We start from the raw sequence: 20,086 nt of genomic DNA on the forward strand, positions 1-20,086 counted from the left end.
CACAAAGACGGCTCTCCCAACGGGTTCACCGTTGCGGGTGCGGCATCACAGCGGATCGAGACCTGTTTTCGGCCTACCTTGAACTGCACGTTGCAACCCAGGCCGATGGGGTCGATCGGCTGGACTTGCAGTCAGCGCGTCAGGGCTGGCTGCATCGTCAGGACGTCGATGAGTCGCCGAAGTCCAGCCGTAGTGCACTAGCACGCAAGCGGCGAGGCCGCAGACATCCGCCCTCGCGGAGGTCAGTAGCGCGCATCAAAGCCCGGCGCGCAGCGCGGGCCAAGATGCGACAGAGCCGCTCGGCGCGAACCTCCACTACCGACCAGCCCACGGCGATAGCCGCATGAGCGCCTATCGAGACAGCCGGCCGGCACGAGGAATCCCCGCGGTTTCACTGCGGAGAGGACGTCAAAGGCCTTTTGCGAACGCGAAGTGCTCAGCTCAGGAGCTCGCTGCTACCCGGCTCCCATCCCAACCGGTCAGGCTCGGTTGCCGGGGCCGGGCCATCGTGGTTGCGCTTCGAATGCGCGAGCGTTGTCGGCGGTCTTGGGGGCGCTCAGATAGCGCCGAAGTGCGCGGCCGGCGCCGACGAAACACAGCGTCGCCGCGATCAGCAAACCCAGCGACTCGACACCCGGTTTCCACATGGATTCATGGTGTGGACCCCACGCCCGCATACCGGCCAGTGCGCTGAACAACAGCAGATACAGCCCGACGACAAACCGAGTCATGATGCCGCTCACGCGCAGCATCTGCGCCCACCCAAAAATCTCGCGGCGGGCGGGCGCAGCGGGATCAACCCGCTGCTCGCCGAGGTAGCCAAGTGCGACCATCACTGCGCCCGGCACAGCCGAATACAGCGCGTCTGGCATGTGCGCGAACCCACCCAGCACCAAGCGCACGGCTCCCACCACGATCAGCGTCGCACCCACGACCATAGTGGCGATGAACACGTTGCCCGTGGTGACTTTGTGGACAGCCCGCTGAATTTTCCACCGATCCACCATGCGTTTTCTCCTTTTTGACATCTCCCCCGACTGAAGTCGGAGGATTCCGCGCAGCGTCCGGCTGTCTCGGCGCGGCAAGCCGCGCCGCCGTAGGCCACCCGCTGGAGGCGGTTCGGGCCGACTCGCTCTGTCCCTTGCGGGCGCCACAACCTGCCTTGCCAGCGGCCTCGCGAGTTGATACTGCTCGGGTTCCGGCCCCGGGCGATGTCCTGCCCTGCGAACCCGCGCCAAGCATAGCCGGTAGGTCCGACACCGACAGCCAAGCACACGCGCTCTTTGAACGCCGGGCTGCGCCCGGCGACATGCGGGATGGCCTCACCGCGGACCAAGGTCCGAGGCTTGCGGCCAAGAATTCGGTCAAACCGCCGCCGGTCGGCAATGCTGTTGACGGTGTCGTTCATCGGCCTGGAGATAGTCGAAGACCACCCGCGATAAGCGGCGTTTGAGGTCACGTTCTAGTACCCGCAGAGAGCCTTTCCTGGCCAATCTGGTGTGCCTGGCGCGGCTCTCACTGGTCCGGTTTGTTTGCGAAACACCAGGGCCACGCCGCCGACCCTCCTCGATGGAGTCGTCGGGAATCGGATTCGGGCCGGTCATGGTCGGAGTTTATCGCCGCGCGATGGCCAAAGGCCGCAGAAGTTGGACTGCACAGCGCCCGCGGCGTTAGCCCTGCTCGCCGAGCTGAGCATTGATGGAAATCAGCTCACCGGCAATCTCACCGACCGCCGCATAGAGACGTTCACGGTCGGCTTCGAAGGATCCGATGGCCCGGATCAGTGCGTTCTGAAGCGCCTCGTTGATCCGCTGCTGGACCCTTTCCGCCCCCAGCCGCAGCAGGCCGTCGTCGATGAATACATCGGTGAGCCAGTAGCGTCCATCGACGGTCACCTCGACGGTCTCGGCTTCGTCGGTCCCGGTGAACTTGTCGGACTTCATTTTGTGGAGCTGATCATCCAGAGCGGACTGCAACCTCTCGGTCTGCGCCACCACCGCCGCCACCAACGGGTGCACCTGCGTGGTCATTTCGGCACCCGCCGCGGCTGTCACGTGTTCACCCATGATGAATCCTCCTACTTCTCCAGCGCGGCCTGGTAGCGGCTTTCCTCACGCGGATGGATGAGCCGGATCGGCAATTGGCGGTGCCGCGGTGTGCCGATGAAGTCATGGCGCAGGATGATCCGGCTCAGGCCTTTGTGCGGACTGAGGTAGGTCGTCGCGCCCGGCCACGACACCTTGTTCACCTGCCCGATGCGCCCGTTGACGTAGCCGGCGAATTCGCGGAACTGCGGCTGGAGGGTGACCACCGCCCCGGCGGCCGCGGCGCGCACCACGAACTGGGTGAACAGCCGGGCATCGCCGAGGTTGACGCTGGCGTCGACGTCGTCGAACGGCATGTAGACCGGGTAACGGTCGGTCGTCTCGCCGATCAGCACACCCGCCGACCCGATCGGCAGCTGGTGATGGTGGTCGCTGACCGGCGCCTGGCCTTGCACCGCGGCGCGTTGACCGCCGAACAGGCAGGCGAACCCACGCGGTGTCTTCGGCTTGGCCAGCGTGGTCAGCAGCACCGTCGACTGCGGCGCCGCCCCGGGGACCAGCCGCACCCGTGTGATGGTGTGGTCCGCGCGCGCCGACCACCATACGTCCGGACCGCCGGGCGCGGTGTAGGCGGCGGTGAACGTGCTGAGCCCCTTGATCGCCGACCACGTCTCGGATTCGAAACTGATCTCGGTGGCGGCGTCGAACGCGTCGAAGCTCCTCGCGCACCGGGCGTCGACACCGTGGCTGGCCAGCTGGTCGGCGATCCGCGTCGTCGACGCCACCACATACCTTGCCAGCCCGGCGATTCCGATGTCGCGCCGCTGCGCGGAACTGCGGGCCGCCTCCGGGTCGGCGCGCAGCATGATCCAGGTGCGGCGGTTCGCCGGAGCCGGATACGGGCCGATCACCTGTTGGTAGAGCCCCACCAGGTTCGCCGGGGCGGTCTTGCCGACCCGGTAGCCGGCCGACACCACGTCGGCCTCTAGGTCGGGGCAGTGCGCCAAGATCAGCTGCTCCACCAGCCGGGTGTCGACGATGTCGTCGGTGAGGGCCTGTCCGTTGACGACGACCGTCGGCGTGAACGGGCGGGGGATCAGCTCGATCAGCGACACCAAATGCGCATTCTGCCACCGCACCGCGACGTGGTCACCCGGCATCACCGTCGCACCCACCGCGGGCTCCGACGGCGGATCCGGCGCGGTGCGGCGCCGCCGCCGCCACGCCTTGAGCGCCGCGACCCAACCGGTCAGACGCCGGCCCCGCACCGACACCAGCGCCACCAGCACCACCAGCACCGCCAGCGCGACACCGATCCACCGGTAGCCCAGCCCCATGAACAACGCGACGCAGGCCGGTGCCAGCGTGGCCGCCACCACCGCATGCCCGCTGCTGAACCGCAGCCCCACCGCAGCGCTCATCGGCGCCTCAAGGCTCGCCGGGTCAGCGCCCCCAGCCCCAGCACCAGTGCGAGCGCAGTCCCGGCAATCAGCACCATGGTGATCGGGCCGCGATCGGGCGGCGGGATGTACACCGGCGGGGGGATCTGCTTGACGTTGTAGGGGACGGTCCGCGGCCCGGGTGGCAGATCCCACGTCAGCGCGGCGACGGGATCGATGACACCGGCGCCGACCACGTTGTCGACACCGCCGCCCGGGTGCCTCGCGGTGGCGGTGATCCGGTTGATGATCTGGGCGGCCGTCAGGTCGGGGAAGCGCTGCCGCAGCAGTGCGGCCACCCCGGACACGTAGGCCGCCGAAAACGACGTGCCGGTGATTGGGATGAGGCCGTCCTGGCCCTGCAGCGCATCGACCGGGTTGCCGTCGTATCCCAGCGCGATGATGTCCGCCCCGGGCGCCGCAGCCCCCACCCACGGCCCGTGCATCGAGAAGTCGCTCGGCGCCGAGTCCGGGCCGAAGCTGCCGACCGTCAGCACCAGCGGGTCGTACCACGCCGGCGTGACGATGGTTCGCACCAGTTTCCAGCCGCGCGGGTCGTCGGGCACCGACGGGTCCGGCGGCGGATTCTGGGTGCAGTCCTGTCCGGTGTTGCCGGCCGCGACGACGATCACCACGTTCTTGACGTTGACGGCGAAGTTGACCGCCGCACCCAGCGTGGATTCGTCGACGGGCCTGGTCACCTTGATGCAGGCGGCTTCGCTGACGTTGATGACGCCCGCGCCGAGGTTGGCGGCGTGCACGATCGCGCGGGCCAGGCTGCGGACCGACCCCGCCGTCTGGGTGCTGTTGGGGTCGTTGGGGTCGACCCGCGCCCCCACCGGCTGGAACGCCTCCGACGACTGGCGCAGCGACACCAGCCGCGCCTGTGGGGCAACGCCGACGAACGCGTCGGTGGGCGCCGGGCGGCCGGCGATGATGGACGCGGTCAGGGTGCCGTGCGAGTCGCAGTCGGACAGCCCGTTGCCGGCCTTGTCGACGAAGTCGCCGCCCGGCTCGGCGGGCACCCGCGGCGAGGCGTTGACGCCGGTGTCGATCATGGCGACCGTCACCCCGGCGCCGCTGGCGAACTTCTGTGCCTCGGCTATGCGCAGGTAGTCGCTGGCCCACGGCGGGTCGGCGAACTTGGCGTCGGGGAATGTCGCAGGCGCCGAGCAGATCCGGTGTTGTGCGGTGGGTTGGTCGGGCCCGGTCTGATCCGGCGGCATGGCACCCGCATCGATCACCGGAGGGGCGATCGCCACCGCCGGTGGCGCGCTCTGCAACGCCAGCGTCAGCGCCGCCAGCATTCCGGCGATACGACGCACCGGAAACCACCCCTTCCGTGCAGCCGGCCTGGTCGGACCGGTGGCGCCAGCACAGTCACGGGAGGCCCGATCGCGGGCACCATCCTCGCAGCCCGTCGCGGGCGCACCGGCACCCGATAATCCTAAGGCGGTGCGGTGATCCGCGGCTGCAGTTTTTCCTGGTGAGCGGCCGGGTCGCCCCACCGGCGGGCTCGGCCGGCCCCCGGCTGCACTAAAGCCGGTGGAGCGTGAGCGCACCCGTCAGGCGGCCGACTGCGGGCCGGGCAGATGGAATACCGTGGCCGTCACCGGGGCGGGGTCGCCTTCCCGTCGCGCCAGCAGCGCGGCGTTCTCCGGCAGCTGCCTCGGGCTGATGTCCCCGGCAGCGATGCGCCGCAGCGCGTCGTGCGCGCGTGCGAGGTGTTCACGCTTGCGGTACTGCCCGCCGGGGAGCTTCACCCCGGCCCACACCCCGTACTGCTCGCCGTGTTCGACGGCGTGGCGGGCGCACCGGCGCTGCTGAACCAGGGGGCATCGGCGCAGGCACAGCAGCCGGGCCTCGGTGGCCGCCTGCTCGTAGGCGCGAGCCTTGGCGGCGCCGTCGCCGTCGTCGTCGTCGGCGTAGCCGAACCACAATTCCGGGTTGATCGAGCACGGGTATCCCATCTCTACTCCCTTCGTAGACAAAACGTTGATGAAACAGTAGACAAGTGTCGACCATCATGCAAGGAAACGCTGACGTAAGCGCATATAACTCTCGAGCGTCGGTCAGCTGTGTACTATTCGGATATGGCCGGAGCGCTACGGTGAGCCGGGAATCGGCTGGAGCGGCCATCCGCGCGTTGCGCGAGTCCCGCGACTGGTCGTTGGCCGACCTCGCCGCCGCGACCGGGGTCAGCATCATGGGGCTGAGCTACCTGGAGCGCGGGGCCCGCAAACCGCACAAAAGCACAGTCCAGAAGGTAGAAAACGGGCTCGGACTGCCATCTGGCACGTACTCTCGTCTGGTGGGCGCGGGTGATCCGGACGCCGAGCTCACGCGCCTGATGGCCGCCGGGACGGGGGAGTCGACGACCGCGCGAGCGCTGGACGCGGTCGTGGTGGACCGGCACAGCGACACCGACGTCCTTGAGGGATACGCCGAAGCCCAGCTCGACACCCTCCGATCCGTGATCGATCGGCTGCCTGCAGTGAAGCTAAACGCATATGAAGCGTATATTCTTTCTGTGATCGAGCAGTGCGTGAAGTCTGAGCTGCTGGCCGCCAACTCCTGGCGGGTGGCGGTCAACGCCGGCGCCCCGTCGGCGGACAAGCTGATGGAGCATCTGCGGGCGTTGGAGGCCACGCGCAGCGACCTGCTGCAGCGGCTGCCGGCGAGCGTGAACGCGCGATTCGACCGGGCCTGTGCAGCGTCGTCCCTGCCCGAGCCGGTGATCGGGGCACTGCTCGGCGTCACTGCGCACGACCTGTGGGAGATCCGCAACCGCGGAGTCGTCCCGCCCGGGGTGCTGCCGCGGGTGCGCGCCTTCGTCGACGCGGTCGATCGCCGGACACCGCACGACGGCGGGACGGACGCGCAGTGACCCGGGGAGATCTCGAGGTCCTGACCCGCGCCCACCGATTGTTCGCCGGCAGCGTCCGTCCCGCGGCGCTGACACCGGGCGCGACACCCGCCGACGATCCCGCCGCCGGCCAAGCCGGTCTCAGCTACGAGCGCTATCGGCGCGCGTTGCACCGTAGCCGGGCGGCCCTGCGGGCTGCCGCCGACACCGACGTGGCGGCGGCGGGCGTCATCGCACGGGCACAGCGCGATCACGGCGACGCGCACACCACGACCGCAATGGTTGTCGACGAAGCGCGCGCCGACGCCGCCGGCACACCCGACACCCCGCTCGGCCAACGCGAAGCACTGCGCCGGCGGGTGGCCCGGCTGCACGCCCAGCGAGCACACGTGTTGTCAGCCCAAAGGCGGGCCCGTCGCCACGCGGCGATGCTGCGGGGGCTGCGCTACCGCGCGGCGCGGCGGCGCGGCGTGCGGGTGCCGTCGGCCACCGGCCGCGCCGGTCTGGCCGTGCGGGCAGCGTTGTCGAGGCTGGGCCGACCCTATGTGTGGGGCGCCACCGGGCCCGACCAGTTCGACTGCTCGGGGCTGACCCAGTGGTCCTACGCGCAGGCGGGAATTCGGCTGGACCGCACCACGTATCAGCAGATTCATGACGGGGTACCGGTGCCCCGGTCTCAGGTGCGGCCCGGCGACCTGGTGTTCCCGCATGCCGGGCACGTACAGCTGGCGATCGGCGACAATCTGGTGGTGGAAGCGCCGCATGCGGGCGCGGCGGTCCGCATCAGCCCGCTGGGGAGCCACGTGCAGATCAGGCGTCCGCTGCCGTGAGCCCATGCCTGCGAACTCGGTTCAGCGCACCGCAGGCCGGGTGAATTGCCGCCCGCGCCTCGCCCGGCTACCCTGCACCGCATGCAAGGCGACGCGGCCGCGGTCATACGCGACGCGGAATCTTCTCTGGCGCATCAGATTTCGATTACTGCGCAACTGGACCTGCAGGTGGTCAGCGCAATTTTGAACGCGCACCACACTGCCGTTCAGGGTCGAGACGCGCTGGACTCCTTGCAGAACGAGGTCGAGGCGGCGGTGCGCACCCGTACCGATCTGGACACGCCGTCCGGTGCGCGTGACTTCCAGCGGTACCTCGTCGGCAAGCTGCGTGACATCCGGACCGTGGTCGCCGACGCGAGCCTCGACGAGACGTCGAAGTCCGCGCTGATGGCGGCATGGACGTCGCTCTACGACGTCGCCAGGACCACCCCTACCGATGCGGCGCCGACGGCGGCCACCGACTCACGCGCCGACGAGCCGCCCGCACTGTCCGACGACGGCATCGACCCGGACCTCGAGGCACTGCTGGCCGACGACCCCGTCCTCACCCCGGCGGGCGTACCGGCGCAGAGCGCGACACCGCCGGTACTGCCGAGCGTGCCCAACCTGGGCGGGGCGACGATCCCGTCGGTGCCGGGCCTCGGCACGACGGGCGGATTCCCGCTTGCGGGTCTGCCGCTGGACGCGGGTCGTGATCATGCCCGGGAGCGGGTCGACGACGCGCCGCCCGCGCCGGACGACGCGGAGGAGCCGGAAAGCCCCACCCCGGTCGTCGACGGCGACGACGACCACGCCGGCGAGTCGTCGCCGGCCCCGGAGCCCGCGCCGCCGGCCGGGCCGACCACCGTCGCCTTGCCCAACGGCGACACGGTAACCGCGGCCAGCCCCCAGCTGGCGGCCGCGATCAAAGCCGCCGCCGGAGGCATGTCCATCCCGGATGCTTTCCGCCAGCAGGGAATTGCGATCCCACCGCCGGGCACCGCGGTCACCGACCCGATCGATTCGTCGCGACTCGCGCCCGGCGACATCGGCATGTTCACCACTCGTCACGCGCTGGCCCTCGGCGACAGCAAAGCCCTTCTCGACGGGCAGATCCAACACGTTTCGACCGTGACCGGGCCGGGCTTCCTGGGCTGGGAGCATCCGCCTGCGCCGGTAACCGCGGGCGCACCGGCCGGGCCGGTGGCGCCGGCCCCCACCCGGCCGGCGGCCGCCGCCGGGTAACAGCACGCCGGCGGGAGTCGCCGGCATGTCACGAGGAGACAGCGAATGGCAGATCGGATACACGTGGTGCCCGCAGAGCTGTGCGCGGCCGCCGACCGTCACCGGCAGACGGCGGAGTATTTGCGCAGCGTCCCGGCGTCGCATGCCGCCATCCTGGAAAGCCTCGACTCGTTGGGCCCGATCTTCGGAGAGCTTCGCGAGGCCGGCCGCGAGCTGCTCGAGCACCGGCACGTGTGTTACCACCAGCAGGCCGACGACCACGTCGACCTGGCCGACGCCCTGCTGGTCGCGGCGAACGCGTGGGAACAGCACGAGGACGAGGCCGCGCGCCGTATCGGCGGCATCGTCGACGGCGGCCGATGACCATCGCCGATCCCGATTTCGACACCGCCCATCCCAGCGGGGACATCCTGGTGCGATCGTGCCGCGGTGGATATCTGCACAGTGTCGCCTTGACCGCGGGCGCGATGCACACCGACGCGGCGACCCTGGCGCGGGGCATCGTGCTCGCCGCCGACGTGTCGCATCTCAAGGCGGCACTGCAGGTTCGCGCCGAAATCGTGGCCGCCGGGCACACGCCGTCCGCGGGGGTGCCCACCACGGACGACCTGGATGCGGCGGTCGACGCGCTGTTGAACCACCGGCTGCACCGACGGGCCGAGCGGGGCTGAACTGCCCGGCCGCGGCCGCGGGTCAGTGCAGGGAGGCCGTCGCGGCACCCGTCCTGGGCACGACGCCTCTCGGCGGTTCGATCGGGTTGTCGCCGAACAGCTCTCGCGCCCGGACCAACAGCAGGCGGACCTCGTCCACCTGCTGCCGCAGCGCAGAATCAGCCACGCGGCCAGGCTAATCGCACTGGGCAAACGCCACAATTCACGGGCCGCACAGCGCCACGCGGGGGGAGCACCGGGCTGCTCAGCGCTGACGGTACCCTGAGCCGGTGACGATCTTCGGGCGGAGCCCGGCGCGCCGGCGCCTCCGGAGAGCGAGCTGGGAAGCCCTGAAGATTCCGGCTTTCAGCGATCCGGTCGACTGCACCCCCTGGGTGGTGGGCGGGTTGTGGCCTGTCGAACTGTCGCCGATCACACCCGAAACAGCTTCCCTCGCAGAGTATCTCAACGCCGATCTGGAAGGTATCGCGCAGGCGGCCAACGAGCAGCTCAAAGACGTCAGCCGGGCCGGGATGGTCGAACCGGTCCGCCAGCGCGAAATGGCGCGCGTCATAACCCGCGCGCGGGCCCGCGCGGGCCGGCGGGTCGAGGCTGCCCGGCGACAGTTGCGCAGCCTGGCTCAGGATCCCCCCACCGAACGTCTCTGGCCGGTCTGACGGGCTGCACCGGCGATGCCGGTCGTCGGCTGCGGCACGCTCGGGGCGCCGCCGCCACGGTGAATTGACGGTCTTTGCGGGGTCTTCACATACTGGCCCGATGGGGGGGTCGGATCGTCGCGACGAGGTCGGCGGCCGGCATCTCGTCGAGGCGGTGCTGCGGGACCTGAGCGAGGCGGCCGACCGTTGGGAAGCCGTTGTCGCCCAAGCCGAGGGCGTCACCTACAGCGTCGACCTCGGCGACGTTCACGCCCTGGCCAACTCCGACGGCAGGTTGATCGGCTTGACCCTGGGTGCCGGCGTGGTGTCCGGCTACACCCACAGCGAGCTGGCCGACCGGCTCAACGCGGCGATCGCCGCCCTGCGCGAGGAGGCACAGGCCGATAACGACGCACGCTACGGCGGCCTGCGATGAACGCGCTGCGAGAATCGCTTGCACTGCTGGCTCGCGGCCATGACCTGTATGCCGGCCCGCGGGTCGAGCCGCCGATGACCGGATGGCCCACCGGTGTCGCACCGGCCGACCGGCTGCGCTTCGCGGCGCCGGGAGCGCTGCGGCTGGCCGCGGCGCGGCGCCGCGCGGCGGGCGCCGACGTCGGGCTGACCGCGGTGCTGGCGGATGCGCGCGACGAGCACGACCGCGCCCGGTGGGCGACCCGCGCTGTCCTCGACGACGCCTACGCCGACGTGCGCGGCGCGGTGGACACGCCGGTGGGACGACGAGAAGCGCTGCGGCGGAGCGTATTCCGGTTACGCGAGCAGCGACGGCAGATACAGGGCTCCCGTCAGCGATCCCGGCTGCTGGCGGCGCAGCTGCGGCGGTTGGGCTATCCGCACCGACACCATCACCGCCGTGCGGGCGGGGCGACGATTCCCCTTGACGCGGTGCGCTACCAACGGCCGGGCCATTCGGGCCGCATCAGCGCTCACCTTTCGGCGGCTTTGGACCACCTCGGCATCGTCGATCCGGCAGCCCGCCGCAACTGGCTGCGCGGGTACACGACCCTGATCGCGCGCGAATCGGGCGGTCGCGCAGCCGCGGTGGCCGGCGAGCCGGCCACCGACCCCGGTCCGCCGCAGACCGGCGGGCATCGCCTCGGGTACGCCCGCGGCTTGACGCAGACGATCCCCGCGACGTTCGCCCGTTACCACCAGCCGGGAACCTCGACCAACATCTACGACCCCGTCGCCAATATCTGCGCCTCGATGAACTACGTCATGCATCGGTACGGCGTCGCCGCGGACGGGGAGAACCTCGCCGCGCTGGTGCAGCAGGCGGACCCGCGCCGCCCGCCGAAGGGATATTGATCGTGCCGCTCAACCTGTCCAGCCGGGAACAGAATTCGGGACACCTGTTCTACCAGCGACGTTTGCGCGCCGCGATCACCCGTCATTCGGTCCGCATGACACGAGATGACCGTAAACACCATGCTGCGCTTGTCCTTTCGGTTGTGTTCATGGTCATTGGCCTCGCCTGGATGGGATTGCTGCACTACCTGAGGCCGGCGGGTCTGGTGGGCGGGTCGGTGATCATCGGCGATCGTGACAGCGGCGCGGTGTACGTCAACATCGACGGTCGTCTGTACCCCGCTCTCAACCTGACCTCGGCGCGGCTGGCGGCAGGTAGCGCGGCCGCGCCGGCCTGGGTGACGGCCGGTGAAATCGCCAAGTACCCGACCGCCCCGATGATCGGTATCCCCGGCGCGCCCGGCGACCTGCGGATCGGATCGTCGGCGGTCTCGGCCTGGGCGGTGTGCGACACCGCCGCATCCCGGGGCGGCGGCGCGGCACCCGCGGTCACCGCGATCGCCGGGGAACTGGCCGGCGCCGGCCGGGCCGCGCCGATGACGCCGACACAGGCGATCCTCGTGACACACCGGGACGCAACCTACCTCCTCTGGAACGGGCACCGGTCACGCATCGACCCCGGTGACCGGTCGGTGACGTTGCACCTCGGGCTTGATCCTGCGGTGACGCGTCCCGTCGCCATCTCCAACGCGCTCTTCGACGCCATGCCGGCCGCCGAACCCATTGTGGTCCCGGTGGTTCCGGAGGTGGGCACGCCGTCGCGGTGGCTGGCCGACCTGACCGTGGGAAGTGTGTTGGAAACCCGGGACGCCGCCGGCACCGTCAGCGGCTTCTACGCGCTGCTGCCCGGCGGGGTGCAAAAGATCAGCAGCTTCGTCGCCGACGTTCTGCGCACCGACAACCCGCAGGGTGTTGCCGGACCGCGTCTGGTCGCTCCGGACCAACTGGTCAGCATCCCGGTCGTCGACGTGCTGAACGTCGACTACTACCCGGCTGGGCGGCTGACCTTCGTCGACACGTTCGCCAATCCCGTCACCTGTGTGACCTGGCAGAAGCAGGCAGGTGATCCGACCGCGGCGATCACCGTGGCCAGCGGCCGCCGGCTGCCGGTGCCGGCCGCCCAGGAGGCCCATGTGGTCTCGCTGGTACGCGACGACCGCAGCCCGGATTCGGTCGAAGCAGACCACGCGCTGGTGCTGCCCGGGGCGGCGAATCTCGTTGCCACGACGAGCATTGCCGCGGTGTCTGACAGCCGGGAAAGCCTCTATTGGCTGTCACCGCAAGGAGTGCGCTATGGAATCAGCTGGGATCAGCCGACGTTGGCCGCGCTGGGGCTGGATGCGCGCACCGCGGTGCAGGCGCCGTGGCCGCTCGTCCGCACGTTCGCGGCGGGTCCGGCCCTGAGCCGTGACGGCGCACTGCTGGAACATGACGCCCTCGCCGGGGCCGGCGCGGTGGCAGCGGTCCCGGGAACCGGCTCGCAGCAGACCGGGGGTTAGGCGTGTCCAAGCGAGGTTTCGTGCGAAGCGCCCGGATGCCGCCGCCGGTCGTCGCGCCCATCCGGGTCAGCGTCGCCGCGCCCTCGTCCTTGCCCGAACGGGAGCCGCGCAACATCGCGCTGATGATCGCCGCACCGGCGATTCTGGTCGGGATTCTGGGCACCCTGGTGGTGATGTACGCCTCGGGTGTCCGTTCGGTGCAGTCGGGGTTGTTTCCGATGATGGGGCTCTTCGGTTTCGGAGCGCTGCTGTTCGGCGGACGCTTCAGCCGTGGACGCCGGATCACGTGGGGGGAGCTGGAGAAGCAGCGCCGCGCCTACCTGCGCCACCTGGACGACAACCGCGAAGAGATCCAGCGCGCCGCGGCCGAGCGGCGGCGCAGCCACCTGTTCGTCCACGCCGACCCGGCACAGCTGGGCACGGTTGTCGGCAGCAGCCGGATGTGGGAACGCCGCAGGGGCGATCCGGATTTCCTCGACGTCCGCCTCGGGATCGGTGTCGCGCATGCCGACGACTGCGGGGTGTCGTTGCAGTGGCCCGACGTCCCGGTCGGCGACGAGCTGGAACCGGTGACGGGCGGCGCGCTGAGGGATTTCATCCTGGGACAGAGCAAGATCCGTGGTATCGGCAAGGTGCTCAGCTTGTCCTCGCAGCCCGGTTTCAGTTTCACCGGCGAGGCGCCCGACGACCTGCGCGGCGTGCTGCGGTCGGTGTTGTGTTCGCTTGCCGGCTACCACAGCCCTGACGATGTCAAGTTTCTGGTGGTAACGCGCCGCCCCGAGTCGTGGTCGTGGCTGATCTGGTTGCCGCACAACCAGCATGACGACATGGTCGACGCATGTGGGAAGCGACGTCTGGTGTTCGGGTCACCGGCCGAGATCGAGGAGCTGCTCGACGATGAGTTGCACTGCAAGGGGCGCGGGCCGTGGACGCCTCCGATCGGGTCCAGCCCGACCACGGCACCGTCGCCGATGGTGACAGCGGGCGGCGCCGCGCTGGGTCCGCACTGGGTGGTCGTCGACGACAACACCGGCACACCGGAGCAGTGGGAGGGCGTGATCGGCCAGAAGGGGATGGCGGGGATCACGCTGCTGCGGTTGGCGCCCGGCCGGGGCAGCGGGGTCGGTTTCGCCGAGGACGGCCAGCGGTTCGCGGTGCGCGACGGCAAGCTCTGGCATCGCGGCGCGCTCTACGCCGTGGCCGACATACTCGGCGACAGCACGGCCAACCGCTACGCGCGGGCAGTGGCGCGTTACTCGCCGGCGACGGCCGGCGAGGTGTCCAAGACAGGCGGCCGGGGCAGCGAACTGCTGGGGGCACTGGGCATCGGCGACCCCCGCCATCTCGATGTCGAACGGCTGTGGACGGAAAGCCGCGGGCGAGGCGACCCGAGGTGGGCGATGGTGCCCGTCGGTGTGAGACCAAACGGGGAGCTGCAGCATATTGCGCTGCGCGCCAAAGACTTCGGCGGTTTCGGATTCCATTCGGTGGTGATCGGGACGTCGGGGTCAGGCAAATCGGAGTACTTTCTGTCGCTGTGCACCGGCATCGCGCTGACGCATTCACCGGAAACGTTCACCGTGATATTCGTCGACATGAAGTTCGAGTCCGCGGCCCAGGACTTGGACGGATTCCCGCACGTCGCCGGTTCGCTGTCCAACCTGGGCAAAGACGACCGACATCTGGCCGAGCGGATGCGCAAAGCGATCGACGGCGAGATCGCAAGGCGCTATGCGCTGTTCAAAGACGCCGGTGTGCGCGACGCCAACGAGTACGAGGAGGTGCGACTGGCGGGCCGGGAGCTGGAGCCGGTGCCCATTCTGCTGGTCATCGTCGACGAGTACCTGGAACTGTTCTCCCAGCATCCGGCCTGGATCGACCTGGTGATACACATCGGCCAGGAAGGGCGCGGCTGCAACGTGTTCTTCACCCTCGGCGGCCAACGACTGGATCTGTCGTCGCTGAGCAAGGTCAAGAGCAACATCGCATTTCGGGTCGCGCTGCGGGCAGAGACGGCCGAGGACTCCCGCGACGTGATCGGCAGCGACGCCGCGCTGCACCTGCCGTCGCAGGAGAACGGCTACGCCTTGCTCAAGGTCGGTCCGCGCGACCTGGAGCAATTCCGGTGCTTCTATGTGTCGGCGCCGTTCGTAGTGCCGAACCGCGCGGCGGGCGCGCGCGGCACCCCCGATGTGGTCTCGGCCAAACCACGATTGTTCACCGCACAGTTCCAACCGCCCGACGGTGCGCACGCCATGACATCGACCGACGCCGGCCAGCCCGATCAGCCCGACGAGTTCCTGTTTCACGCCGACGGCTTCCGCCGGAAGAAACTGGTCGACGTGATCCGCGACTCGCTTGTCGGCCACCCGGCGCGGGCACCGCACCGGATTTGGCTGCCGCCTCTGGACGTGAGCGAGCCGGTGGACGAGCTCGTCGCACGCTGGCGGGGCAAGCCATGGCATGTCGGCTACGGCAGGAACGGGGGCCTGGTTTTCCCGGTCGGGGTTGTCGACATCCCCGAAGAGCATGCGCAACGTGTCCACAGCATCGACGCCGAGATGGACAACGTCATGGTGGTCGGCACCGCGCAGCGAGGCAAGTCGACGACATTGATGACGCTGGTGGTCGCCGCGGCGTTGATGTACCGACCGGATCGGGTGAGCTTCTTCTGTTTGGGGGCGTCGCTGTACCCGGTGGCAGACGTCCCGCATGTCGCATCTGTGGTCAGCCTGTTCGACTCCGAGGGAGTTTCGCGGACGATCGCCCGGGTCGAAGCACTGATACTGGCGCGGGAAGCGTCTTTCACCCACCACCAGATCGACGTCTGCGAATTCCGCGAACGCCGCTTCGGCCGCGGCGGCGCCACCGATCCCGACGACAGGTTCGGCGACGTGTTCCTGGTGATCGACAACTTCGGCGACCTCTACGACAAAGACAGCGGCCTGGGTGAGCGTGCCATCGGCGTCGCGAAAAGGGGCCTGTCCTACGGTGTACACGTCATCAGCAGCGCCAGTTCCTGGCTTGTGGGCCAGAAGCAGGCCCTGCTCAACGTCTCGAACGCGCGTATCCAGTTGCGGCTGAGCAACCCCGAGGAATCACAGCTGGGCGCCGGCTTCGAGCAGCGCAAAGCCGCGCGAAACACGTTGGACAAGCCGGGTTTCGGACTGACCGCGCACGGACACGAGTGGCTGGTCGCACGGCCTGAGATGACCGGCGCCGACGGCTCGAGAACGACGGCCCGCGAGGTGGGCGCGCTCGTCACCGCCATGGCCGGCGCGACGAGGGTCGACAAGCTGGCGCGGCTGCCCGACCACGTCCGGCTGGACCAGATCCTCGGCATGTTCTCCGAAACCGCCGAAGCGGCCGACGCGCGCAACATCCCGTTCGCGATCGGTGAAAGCGCGTTACAACCGGTGTGGCTGCCGACCGGGGCGACGCCCAACCTGCTGGTGATCGGCCGCCAGTTATGCGGCAAGTCAACGACGTTGGCCACATTCGGGCGAGCGATCATCAGCCGGTTCTCGCCGCAGGAGGCGCAGATCAGCATCATCGATCCCAAGACGTCGCTGATCGGCCGGATCACCGGCCCACACGTGCGCGGCTACGCCTACGCGCCCGATCACATCGACGAGCTGATCGAGGACCTGGCGCGAACCCTGCGTGACCGGCTGCCGCCATCGGGTCTGAGCCAGCAGGAACTGCTCGAGCGGCCCTCCTGGCAGGGCCCGCGCCAGTTCGTCCTGATCGACGACGAACAGGAGCTTCGGCCACACGGGGGAGTCGCAAAGGCCGCCGCGACGGCACCGTTGTGGGGACTGATCGAACGCAGCCGTGAGATCGGTTTGCACGTCATCGCTGCGCGCCTGCCCGGCAACTGGGCCGCGGTGTCGGTGATGAACCCGTTCTTGGCGAAGATGACCGGTTCGCGGGCACCGACTCTGTTCATGGACAACGATCCCACGGCGGTGAAGGTGTTCGGCCGGGTCAGCGCCCAGCAGCTGCCGGCCGGACGTGGCCTGCTGGTGGCCATCGACGGAACGGTCGAGGGGGTGTTGGTCGGATCGTCGGGGTAGTGGAGAAATTGGTGTGCGGAGACCCCCGGGAACCGTCTTAGACTGGGGTCCGCCGCGTGGACGTCGTCGGCGTCCATCAAGGTATTTGGGGGGTGCCCGGCGCCCGGAAATCTCCGGTCGTCGCGAGCTGTCGAATGAGGGAGGGGATATGGCATTGCCGTTCAACGTAACTCCGGGCGCTGTGCAGGTGTCGGCGATGACGGAAGAAGGAATCAGCGCGCAGCTCGCGGTCACCGCGGCGGCCGACGCGACGGCGCTCACCGGTGTCGAGCCGATGGCGCCGGACGCGGATTCGGCGCAGTTCGCGGTCGCGCTGAACGCGGCCGGTGCGGCCTATCTCGCGGCCACCGCCGAGCACTTCGGCCAGCGGGCGTCCGTCGCGGGTGGGCAGGGACTCGCGGCAGGCACGTATGACGCCACCGAGGTGCTCCGCGCAGCGAACTTGGCGTGACGTAGCGAGACACCATGCCCGACCCCCGGTGGACAGGCCCGCCCGAGGCGATCGCCGCCACGTTCGAAGCAGGTTCGCCGGCATCGGTTATCGCCAACAACGCGGCCTGGGTCAGCGAAACCACAAGCCACCAGACGTGTCTGGGGGTCTCGGCCGTCAACGGTGCAATCACCGTGACGCAGTGGCAGGGCTTGGGCGCACAGGCCTCGGCCGCGGTCATCTTCGGGCTCAATGCCGGACTGCAAGCGCTGGCCGGCTGGACGGCGGAGAAGATCGCTGTCACGCTGGCCGCCGTGGACGCCTTCACGGTCGCGCGGTCGTCGGTGATCCCTTCGACGGTGTGTCAGGCCAACCGCGACGAGTGGGCGGAGGCCAACGCCACCAACTTCTTCGGTCTCCGCACGCCGGAGATCGTCGCGCTGGACACCGAGTATTTCGGGGAGCACTGGCCGCACAACTCCAGTGTGGGGTGGGCGTATTCGGCTGTGCTGGGAACGTTGAGCGCAGCGTTGGCCGTACCCCCGCCGGTTGCGCCGCCGGGTGCGTCTCCGGCCGGCCCCGCAGCCGCGGGAGAGGCCCTCGGCGAGGTGGCGGCTCAGACCGGGATGAGTGACGCGATCGGCCTGTCGGATCAGGCCACTCAGACCGCGGGCCGGACGGCGTCCGCGACCGTCGGGACGGGCGGGCAGATCGACTCGTTCGCCGAACCCCTGCAGCAATTGGCATCGAGCGCCGCCCCTCTGACCACGTTGCTGCAGGCGCCCCAGCAGGCGGTGCAGGGTATCGCCGGGATGCCGCAATCGCTGATGCAGACATTCGGCGCGCTATCCGGGCCGACCGAGCCGACCGGCCGGGCAGCCGGGGCCGACGTCGCGGCCGAACCGGCGGAGGCAAGCGTCGAGCGGCAACTCGAGGCCGAATCGGGGGGCGGCGCAACCGGTATGCGCCCCGGGGGCGGCCCGGATGCCGGGCTCGGCGGCTATACCCGTCCCGCCGGCGCTGCCGAACCGCCGGCCGGTGGCCGGCCCACCGGTCTGCGGAGCGCATCGGGCAGCGCCGAAGTCGGCGGCCGCACAGCCTCACCCGGGGCGGGCAGCTCGATCCCGCTGTCGCCGAGAGACACACCGGCGCGGGCACGAGCGGCTTCCGACAAGCAAGCCGTCGATCATGCGCGCGTCGCCGCCGACCCGGAAGAGCGACAGCAGCCGCTTTAACAAACTTTGCTGTGCGGATATTATTAACTGGTAAAATAGGGAAACTCAAGCCAAGTAAAGTTTGCTACAGGGTGAAGTGACAGGTGAGCGTCGGGTCCTAGACTCATACCCGGCACCCGAAGCCGACACAACCGAGGAGAGCGCATGCCGAACGCAACCGTCGTGACACCGGAACTGTTGAGGAGCACCCAGCAGGCCATCGAATCGGCCCTACAGTACGCGACCGCGGTGGCCGGCGAATATCTGAGCAGCCACGAAAATGTCATCGGCGTCGCGTCCTGGCACGGCCAGGCCAGTTTCACGTCGCTGGCCACAGCGGGACGAATCAACCACGACCTGCAGCAGACGGTGGCGGGCGGCCAGCGCCTGGCACACGGCCTCGGGCGTGCAGCCGTGCTGATGGAGAACCACGAGTTCGATGCGTCACAAGGGTTCACCGGCCTATTCGGCGGATCGCAGTAGGCCACGAGAGCAAGGAGACACCGACATGTCCGAGCACATCACCTACAACTACGGTGCGGTCACCGGATTCGCCTCCGACGTGGCATCCCGCGCGGCGCAGCTGATGGAAATCCACGACGACATCGCGCAGCGCACCCGGGCGCTGACCGACTTCTTCCAGGGTTCCGGAGCAACGGCGTTCTTCGACGCCCAGCAGCAGATGCTGCACGGGCTGGACGGGCTGATCCAGACCATCAGCCAACACGGCCACGTGGTCAACAACACCGCCGAAAGCGCACAGGCCACCGACCTGGCGATCAGTCAGGCGTTCCTGTAGTAGACCGCACGGGTTTGTGTGTAGCGCACAACGGAATTGGATGGGGGACATCAGATGGCGGCGATCGGGGTGCAGCGCGACATGTTGACCACGACGGTGGACGGCCTGTGGGTACTGCAGGTGTTGACCGGCACCGAGGTCGTCGCAACCGAGTTGGGGCTGCGGCCGCACCTGCCCCGCGCCGAGCCCCGAAGGCTCGCGCTGGCGCACCCTGTCATGTCGGAGCTACGCGCGAACGGCGTCGTCGGTGAGTCGGACGACGTCGCTCCCGCCGCCGCGGAATGGCTCGCTGTGTTATCCCGCCGCGACATCGGCCTGCTGGTGACCGTCCGCACGCCCGCAGACGCGCTGCGGCGTGTGCTGCTGGCGCGATTCGCGCACTGGTGGGTTGCGCTGGAACGGGCGGCGGAGCGCGTCGCGATTCGCGGGTCGGGAACGGCCGGAACCGAAGGTGAGGCCCAGGCGCTGATCCTCACCGAGGTCGAGCGGCTCTGCGGCGTCGAGCCGCCGGCGCCGCTCAAGCCGGTCACGCTGGACGGCGCGGCCCTGCGGGCCGAGGCGACGAGCCTCGACGCGGTACGCCGGCACGTGGCCGGGCAAGGCCTCGATGCCGACCAGCGCCACCTGTTGGCGCTTGCCGCCGACGCCGGGACTTGCCGTCAGGTGTCTATCGTCGCCGCGCAGTGCGGAGTGGACACCGGCCGCCCCACCCGGGCGCACGTCGAGCCCGGAGCGGTAACCGTCATCGACACGCCGAGCGGCCGGCTGGTCGCCGAACACCTCCGGTTCGCCGGTGGGACATGGATAGTCGTCTCGCCCGGGACGGCGAGCTCGATCGGCGCGGCGGTGCGGCACATGATGCGCCGGCTGCCCGCACAGCAAGAATGGTATTGCCATCGAAAGGCCGTCTGACGACGCGGCGTGGCAGCACGCCTACGCGTCCATATCCAATCACACTACGGCACAACATGATTCATCGCTACAACGCGTCCCGAGCCAAAGCGAGGCCTTGTGTGTCGTTCCGGGACC

The 20,086-nt window shown here is 69.3% G+C and carries 21 protein-coding genes; 15 read left to right on the top strand and 6 right to left on the bottom strand.

What is annotated here, in order from left to right:
• Nucleotides 1–479 precede the first annotated feature (479 nt).
• From ABDW21_RS04550 to ABDW21_RS04570, 5 genes are all read right to left on the bottom strand, one after another.
• Complete coding sequence (locus tag ABDW21_RS04550) at nt 480–1,007, bottom strand: hypothetical protein (protein ID WP_343710115.1); 528 nt, start codon at nt 1,005–1,007, stop codon at nt 480–482.
• Between the two features lie 663 nt (nt 1,008–1,670).
• On the bottom strand, nt 1,671–2,030 hold the full coding sequence (locus tag ABDW21_RS04555; RefSeq protein WP_343710126.1) for a YbaB/EbfC family nucleoid-associated protein: 360 nt from the start codon (nt 2,028–2,030) through the stop codon (nt 1,671–1,673).
• 47 nt (nt 2,031–2,077) lie between these two features.
• Complete coding sequence (eccE, locus tag ABDW21_RS04560) at nt 2,078–3,466, bottom strand: type VII secretion protein EccE (RefSeq protein WP_343710116.1); 1,389 nt, start codon at nt 3,464–3,466, stop codon at nt 2,078–2,080.
• A complete protein-coding gene (gene mycP / locus ABDW21_RS04565) occupies nt 3,463–4,809 on the bottom strand; it encodes a type VII secretion-associated serine protease mycosin (RefSeq protein WP_343710117.1) in 1,347 nt (448 codons plus the stop codon). Before mycP ends, eccE begins: the two co-directional genes overlap by 4 nt.
• 240 nt (nt 4,810–5,049) lie before the next feature.
• Entirely contained in the window at nt 5,050–5,454 is a 405-nt protein-coding gene (locus ABDW21_RS04570; protein ID WP_343600529.1) for a WhiB family transcriptional regulator, read from the bottom strand.
• Nucleotides 5,455–5,594: 140 nt separating this feature from the next.
• Between ABDW21_RS04570 and ABDW21_RS04575 the strand changes: the two genes are divergently transcribed.
• The 5 genes from ABDW21_RS04575 (at nt 5,595) to ABDW21_RS04595 (ending at nt 9,075) form a co-directional block, all read left to right on the top strand.
• A complete protein-coding gene (locus ABDW21_RS04575; protein ID WP_343710127.1) occupies nt 5,595–6,371 on the top strand; it encodes a helix-turn-helix transcriptional regulator in 777 nt (258 codons plus the stop codon).
• The gene (locus ABDW21_RS04580; RefSeq protein WP_343710118.1) at nt 6,368–7,180 is read left to right on the top strand and encodes a C40 family peptidase; all 813 of its coding nucleotides are present in this window, start codon (nt 6,368–6,370) and stop codon (nt 7,178–7,180) included. The genes ABDW21_RS04575 and ABDW21_RS04580 overlap by 4 nt, the downstream gene beginning before the upstream one ends.
• Nucleotides 7,181–7,261: 81 nt before the next feature.
• On the top strand, nt 7,262–8,404 hold the full coding sequence (locus ABDW21_RS04585) for a DUF4226 domain-containing protein (protein ID WP_343710119.1): 1,143 nt from the start codon (nt 7,262–7,264) through the stop codon (nt 8,402–8,404).
• A gap of 45 nt (nt 8,405–8,449) precedes the next feature.
• Nucleotides 8,450–8,767: an ESX-1 secretion-associated protein gene (locus tag ABDW21_RS04590; RefSeq protein ID WP_343600532.1), complete on the top strand. Its 318-nt coding sequence runs from the start codon at nt 8,450–8,452 to the stop codon at nt 8,765–8,767.
• The gene (locus tag ABDW21_RS04595) at nt 8,764–9,075 is read left to right on the top strand and encodes a DUF2694 family protein (RefSeq protein ID WP_343600533.1); all 312 of its coding nucleotides are present in this window, start codon (nt 8,764–8,766) and stop codon (nt 9,073–9,075) included. The genes ABDW21_RS04590 and ABDW21_RS04595 overlap by 4 nt, the downstream gene beginning before the upstream one ends.
• A 22-nt stretch (nt 9,076–9,097) precedes the next feature.
• Here ABDW21_RS04595 and ABDW21_RS04600 read toward each other — a convergent pair whose 3' ends face one another.
• On the bottom strand, nt 9,098–9,241 hold the full coding sequence (locus ABDW21_RS04600) for a hypothetical protein (RefSeq protein WP_343600534.1): 144 nt from the start codon (nt 9,239–9,241) through the stop codon (nt 9,098–9,100).
• A gap of 103 nt (nt 9,242–9,344) precedes the next feature.
• Between ABDW21_RS04600 and ABDW21_RS04605 the strand changes: the two genes are divergently transcribed.
• From ABDW21_RS04605 to ABDW21_RS04650, 10 genes are all read left to right on the top strand, one after another.
• Nucleotides 9,345–9,731 (top strand): hypothetical protein, encoded by a 387-nt coding sequence (locus tag ABDW21_RS04605; protein ID WP_343600535.1) that lies wholly within the window; start codon nt 9,345–9,347, stop codon nt 9,729–9,731.
• A gap of 100 nt (nt 9,732–9,831) precedes the next feature.
• Nucleotides 9,832–10,146 (top strand): DUF2710 family protein, encoded by a 315-nt coding sequence (locus ABDW21_RS04610; protein WP_343600536.1) that lies wholly within the window; start codon nt 9,832–9,834, stop codon nt 10,144–10,146.
• Nucleotides 10,143–11,039, top strand: coding sequence for a transglycosylase SLT domain-containing protein (locus ABDW21_RS04615; protein ID WP_343600537.1), 897 nt, complete (start codon nt 10,143–10,145; stop codon nt 11,037–11,039). The genes ABDW21_RS04610 and ABDW21_RS04615 overlap by 4 nt, the downstream gene beginning before the upstream one ends.
• Nucleotides 11,040–11,041: 2 nt before the next feature.
• A complete protein-coding gene (eccB, locus tag ABDW21_RS04620) occupies nt 11,042–12,538 on the top strand; it encodes a type VII secretion protein EccB (RefSeq protein WP_343600538.1) in 1,497 nt (498 codons plus the stop codon).
• 2 nt (nt 12,539–12,540) lie between these two features.
• Nucleotides 12,541–16,614, top strand: a complete 4,074-nt coding sequence (gene eccCa / locus ABDW21_RS04625) for a type VII secretion protein EccCa (protein WP_343710120.1) — start codon at nt 12,541–12,543, stop codon at nt 16,612–16,614.
• A 196-nt stretch (nt 16,615–16,810) separates the two neighbouring features.
• Complete coding sequence (locus ABDW21_RS04630) at nt 16,811–17,065, top strand: PE family protein (RefSeq protein WP_343600551.1); 255 nt, start codon at nt 16,811–16,813, stop codon at nt 17,063–17,065.
• Between the two features lie 14 nt (nt 17,066–17,079).
• Nucleotides 17,080–18,279: a PPE domain-containing protein gene (locus tag ABDW21_RS04635; RefSeq protein ID WP_343710121.1), complete on the top strand. Its 1,200-nt coding sequence runs from the start codon at nt 17,080–17,082 to the stop codon at nt 18,277–18,279.
• A 144-nt stretch (nt 18,280–18,423) separates the two neighbouring features.
• Nucleotides 18,424–18,741 carry a type VII secretion protein EsxD gene (locus tag ABDW21_RS04640; protein WP_343710122.1) on the top strand — a complete coding sequence of 106 codons (318 nt, stop codon included), beginning with the start codon at nt 18,424–18,426 and terminating at the stop codon, nt 18,739–18,741.
• A gap of 25 nt (nt 18,742–18,766) precedes the next feature.
• Nucleotides 18,767–19,057: a WXG100 family type VII secretion target gene (locus ABDW21_RS04645; protein ID WP_343600542.1), complete on the top strand. Its 291-nt coding sequence runs from the start codon at nt 18,767–18,769 to the stop codon at nt 19,055–19,057.
• A 54-nt stretch (nt 19,058–19,111) separates the two neighbouring features.
• Nucleotides 19,112–19,969 (top strand): ESX secretion-associated protein EspG, encoded by an 858-nt coding sequence (locus ABDW21_RS04650; RefSeq protein WP_343710123.1) that lies wholly within the window; start codon nt 19,112–19,114, stop codon nt 19,967–19,969.
• The last annotated feature ends 117 nt before the right edge of the window (nt 19,970–20,086 follow it).

The organism is Mycobacterium sp. (genome assembly GCF_039583805.1).
Taxonomy (GTDB): domain Bacteria; phylum Actinomycetota; class Actinomycetes; order Mycobacteriales; family Mycobacteriaceae; genus Mycobacterium.

Coding starts and splice junctions, on each gene's coding strand:
- ABDW21_RS04550 (WP_343710115.1), bottom strand. CDS start 1,007: ATGGTGGATCGGTGGAAAATTCAGCGGGCTGTCCACAAAGTCACCACG.
- ABDW21_RS04555 (WP_343710126.1), bottom strand. CDS start 2,030: ATGACCACGCAGGTGCACCCGTTGGTGGCGGCGGTGGTGGCGCAGACC.
- eccE (WP_343710116.1), bottom strand. CDS start 3,466: ATGAGCGCTGCGGTGGGGCTGCGGTTCAGCAGCGGGCATGCGGTGGTG.
- ABDW21_RS04570 (WP_343600529.1), bottom strand. CDS start 5,454: ATGGGATACCCGTGCTCGATCAACCCGGAATTGTGGTTCGGCTACGCC.
- ABDW21_RS04585 (WP_343710119.1), top strand. CDS start 7,262: ATGCAAGGCGACGCGGCCGCGGTCATACGCGACGCGGAATCTTCTCTG.
- ABDW21_RS04590 (WP_343600532.1), top strand. CDS start 8,450: ATGGCAGATCGGATACACGTGGTGCCCGCAGAGCTGTGCGCGGCCGCC.
- ABDW21_RS04595 (WP_343600533.1), top strand. CDS start 8,764: ATGACCATCGCCGATCCCGATTTCGACACCGCCCATCCCAGCGGGGAC.
- ABDW21_RS04610 (WP_343600536.1), top strand. CDS start 9,832: ATGGGGGGGTCGGATCGTCGCGACGAGGTCGGCGGCCGGCATCTCGTC.
- ABDW21_RS04615 (WP_343600537.1), top strand. CDS start 10,143: ATGAACGCGCTGCGAGAATCGCTTGCACTGCTGGCTCGCGGCCATGAC.
- ABDW21_RS04630 (WP_343600551.1), top strand. CDS start 16,811: ATGACGGAAGAAGGAATCAGCGCGCAGCTCGCGGTCACCGCGGCGGCC.
- ABDW21_RS04635 (WP_343710121.1), top strand. CDS start 17,080: ATGCCCGACCCCCGGTGGACAGGCCCGCCCGAGGCGATCGCCGCCACG.
- ABDW21_RS04640 (WP_343710122.1), top strand. CDS start 18,424: ATGCCGAACGCAACCGTCGTGACACCGGAACTGTTGAGGAGCACCCAG.
- ABDW21_RS04645 (WP_343600542.1), top strand. CDS start 18,767: ATGTCCGAGCACATCACCTACAACTACGGTGCGGTCACCGGATTCGCC.
- ABDW21_RS04650 (WP_343710123.1), top strand. CDS start 19,112: ATGGCGGCGATCGGGGTGCAGCGCGACATGTTGACCACGACGGTGGAC.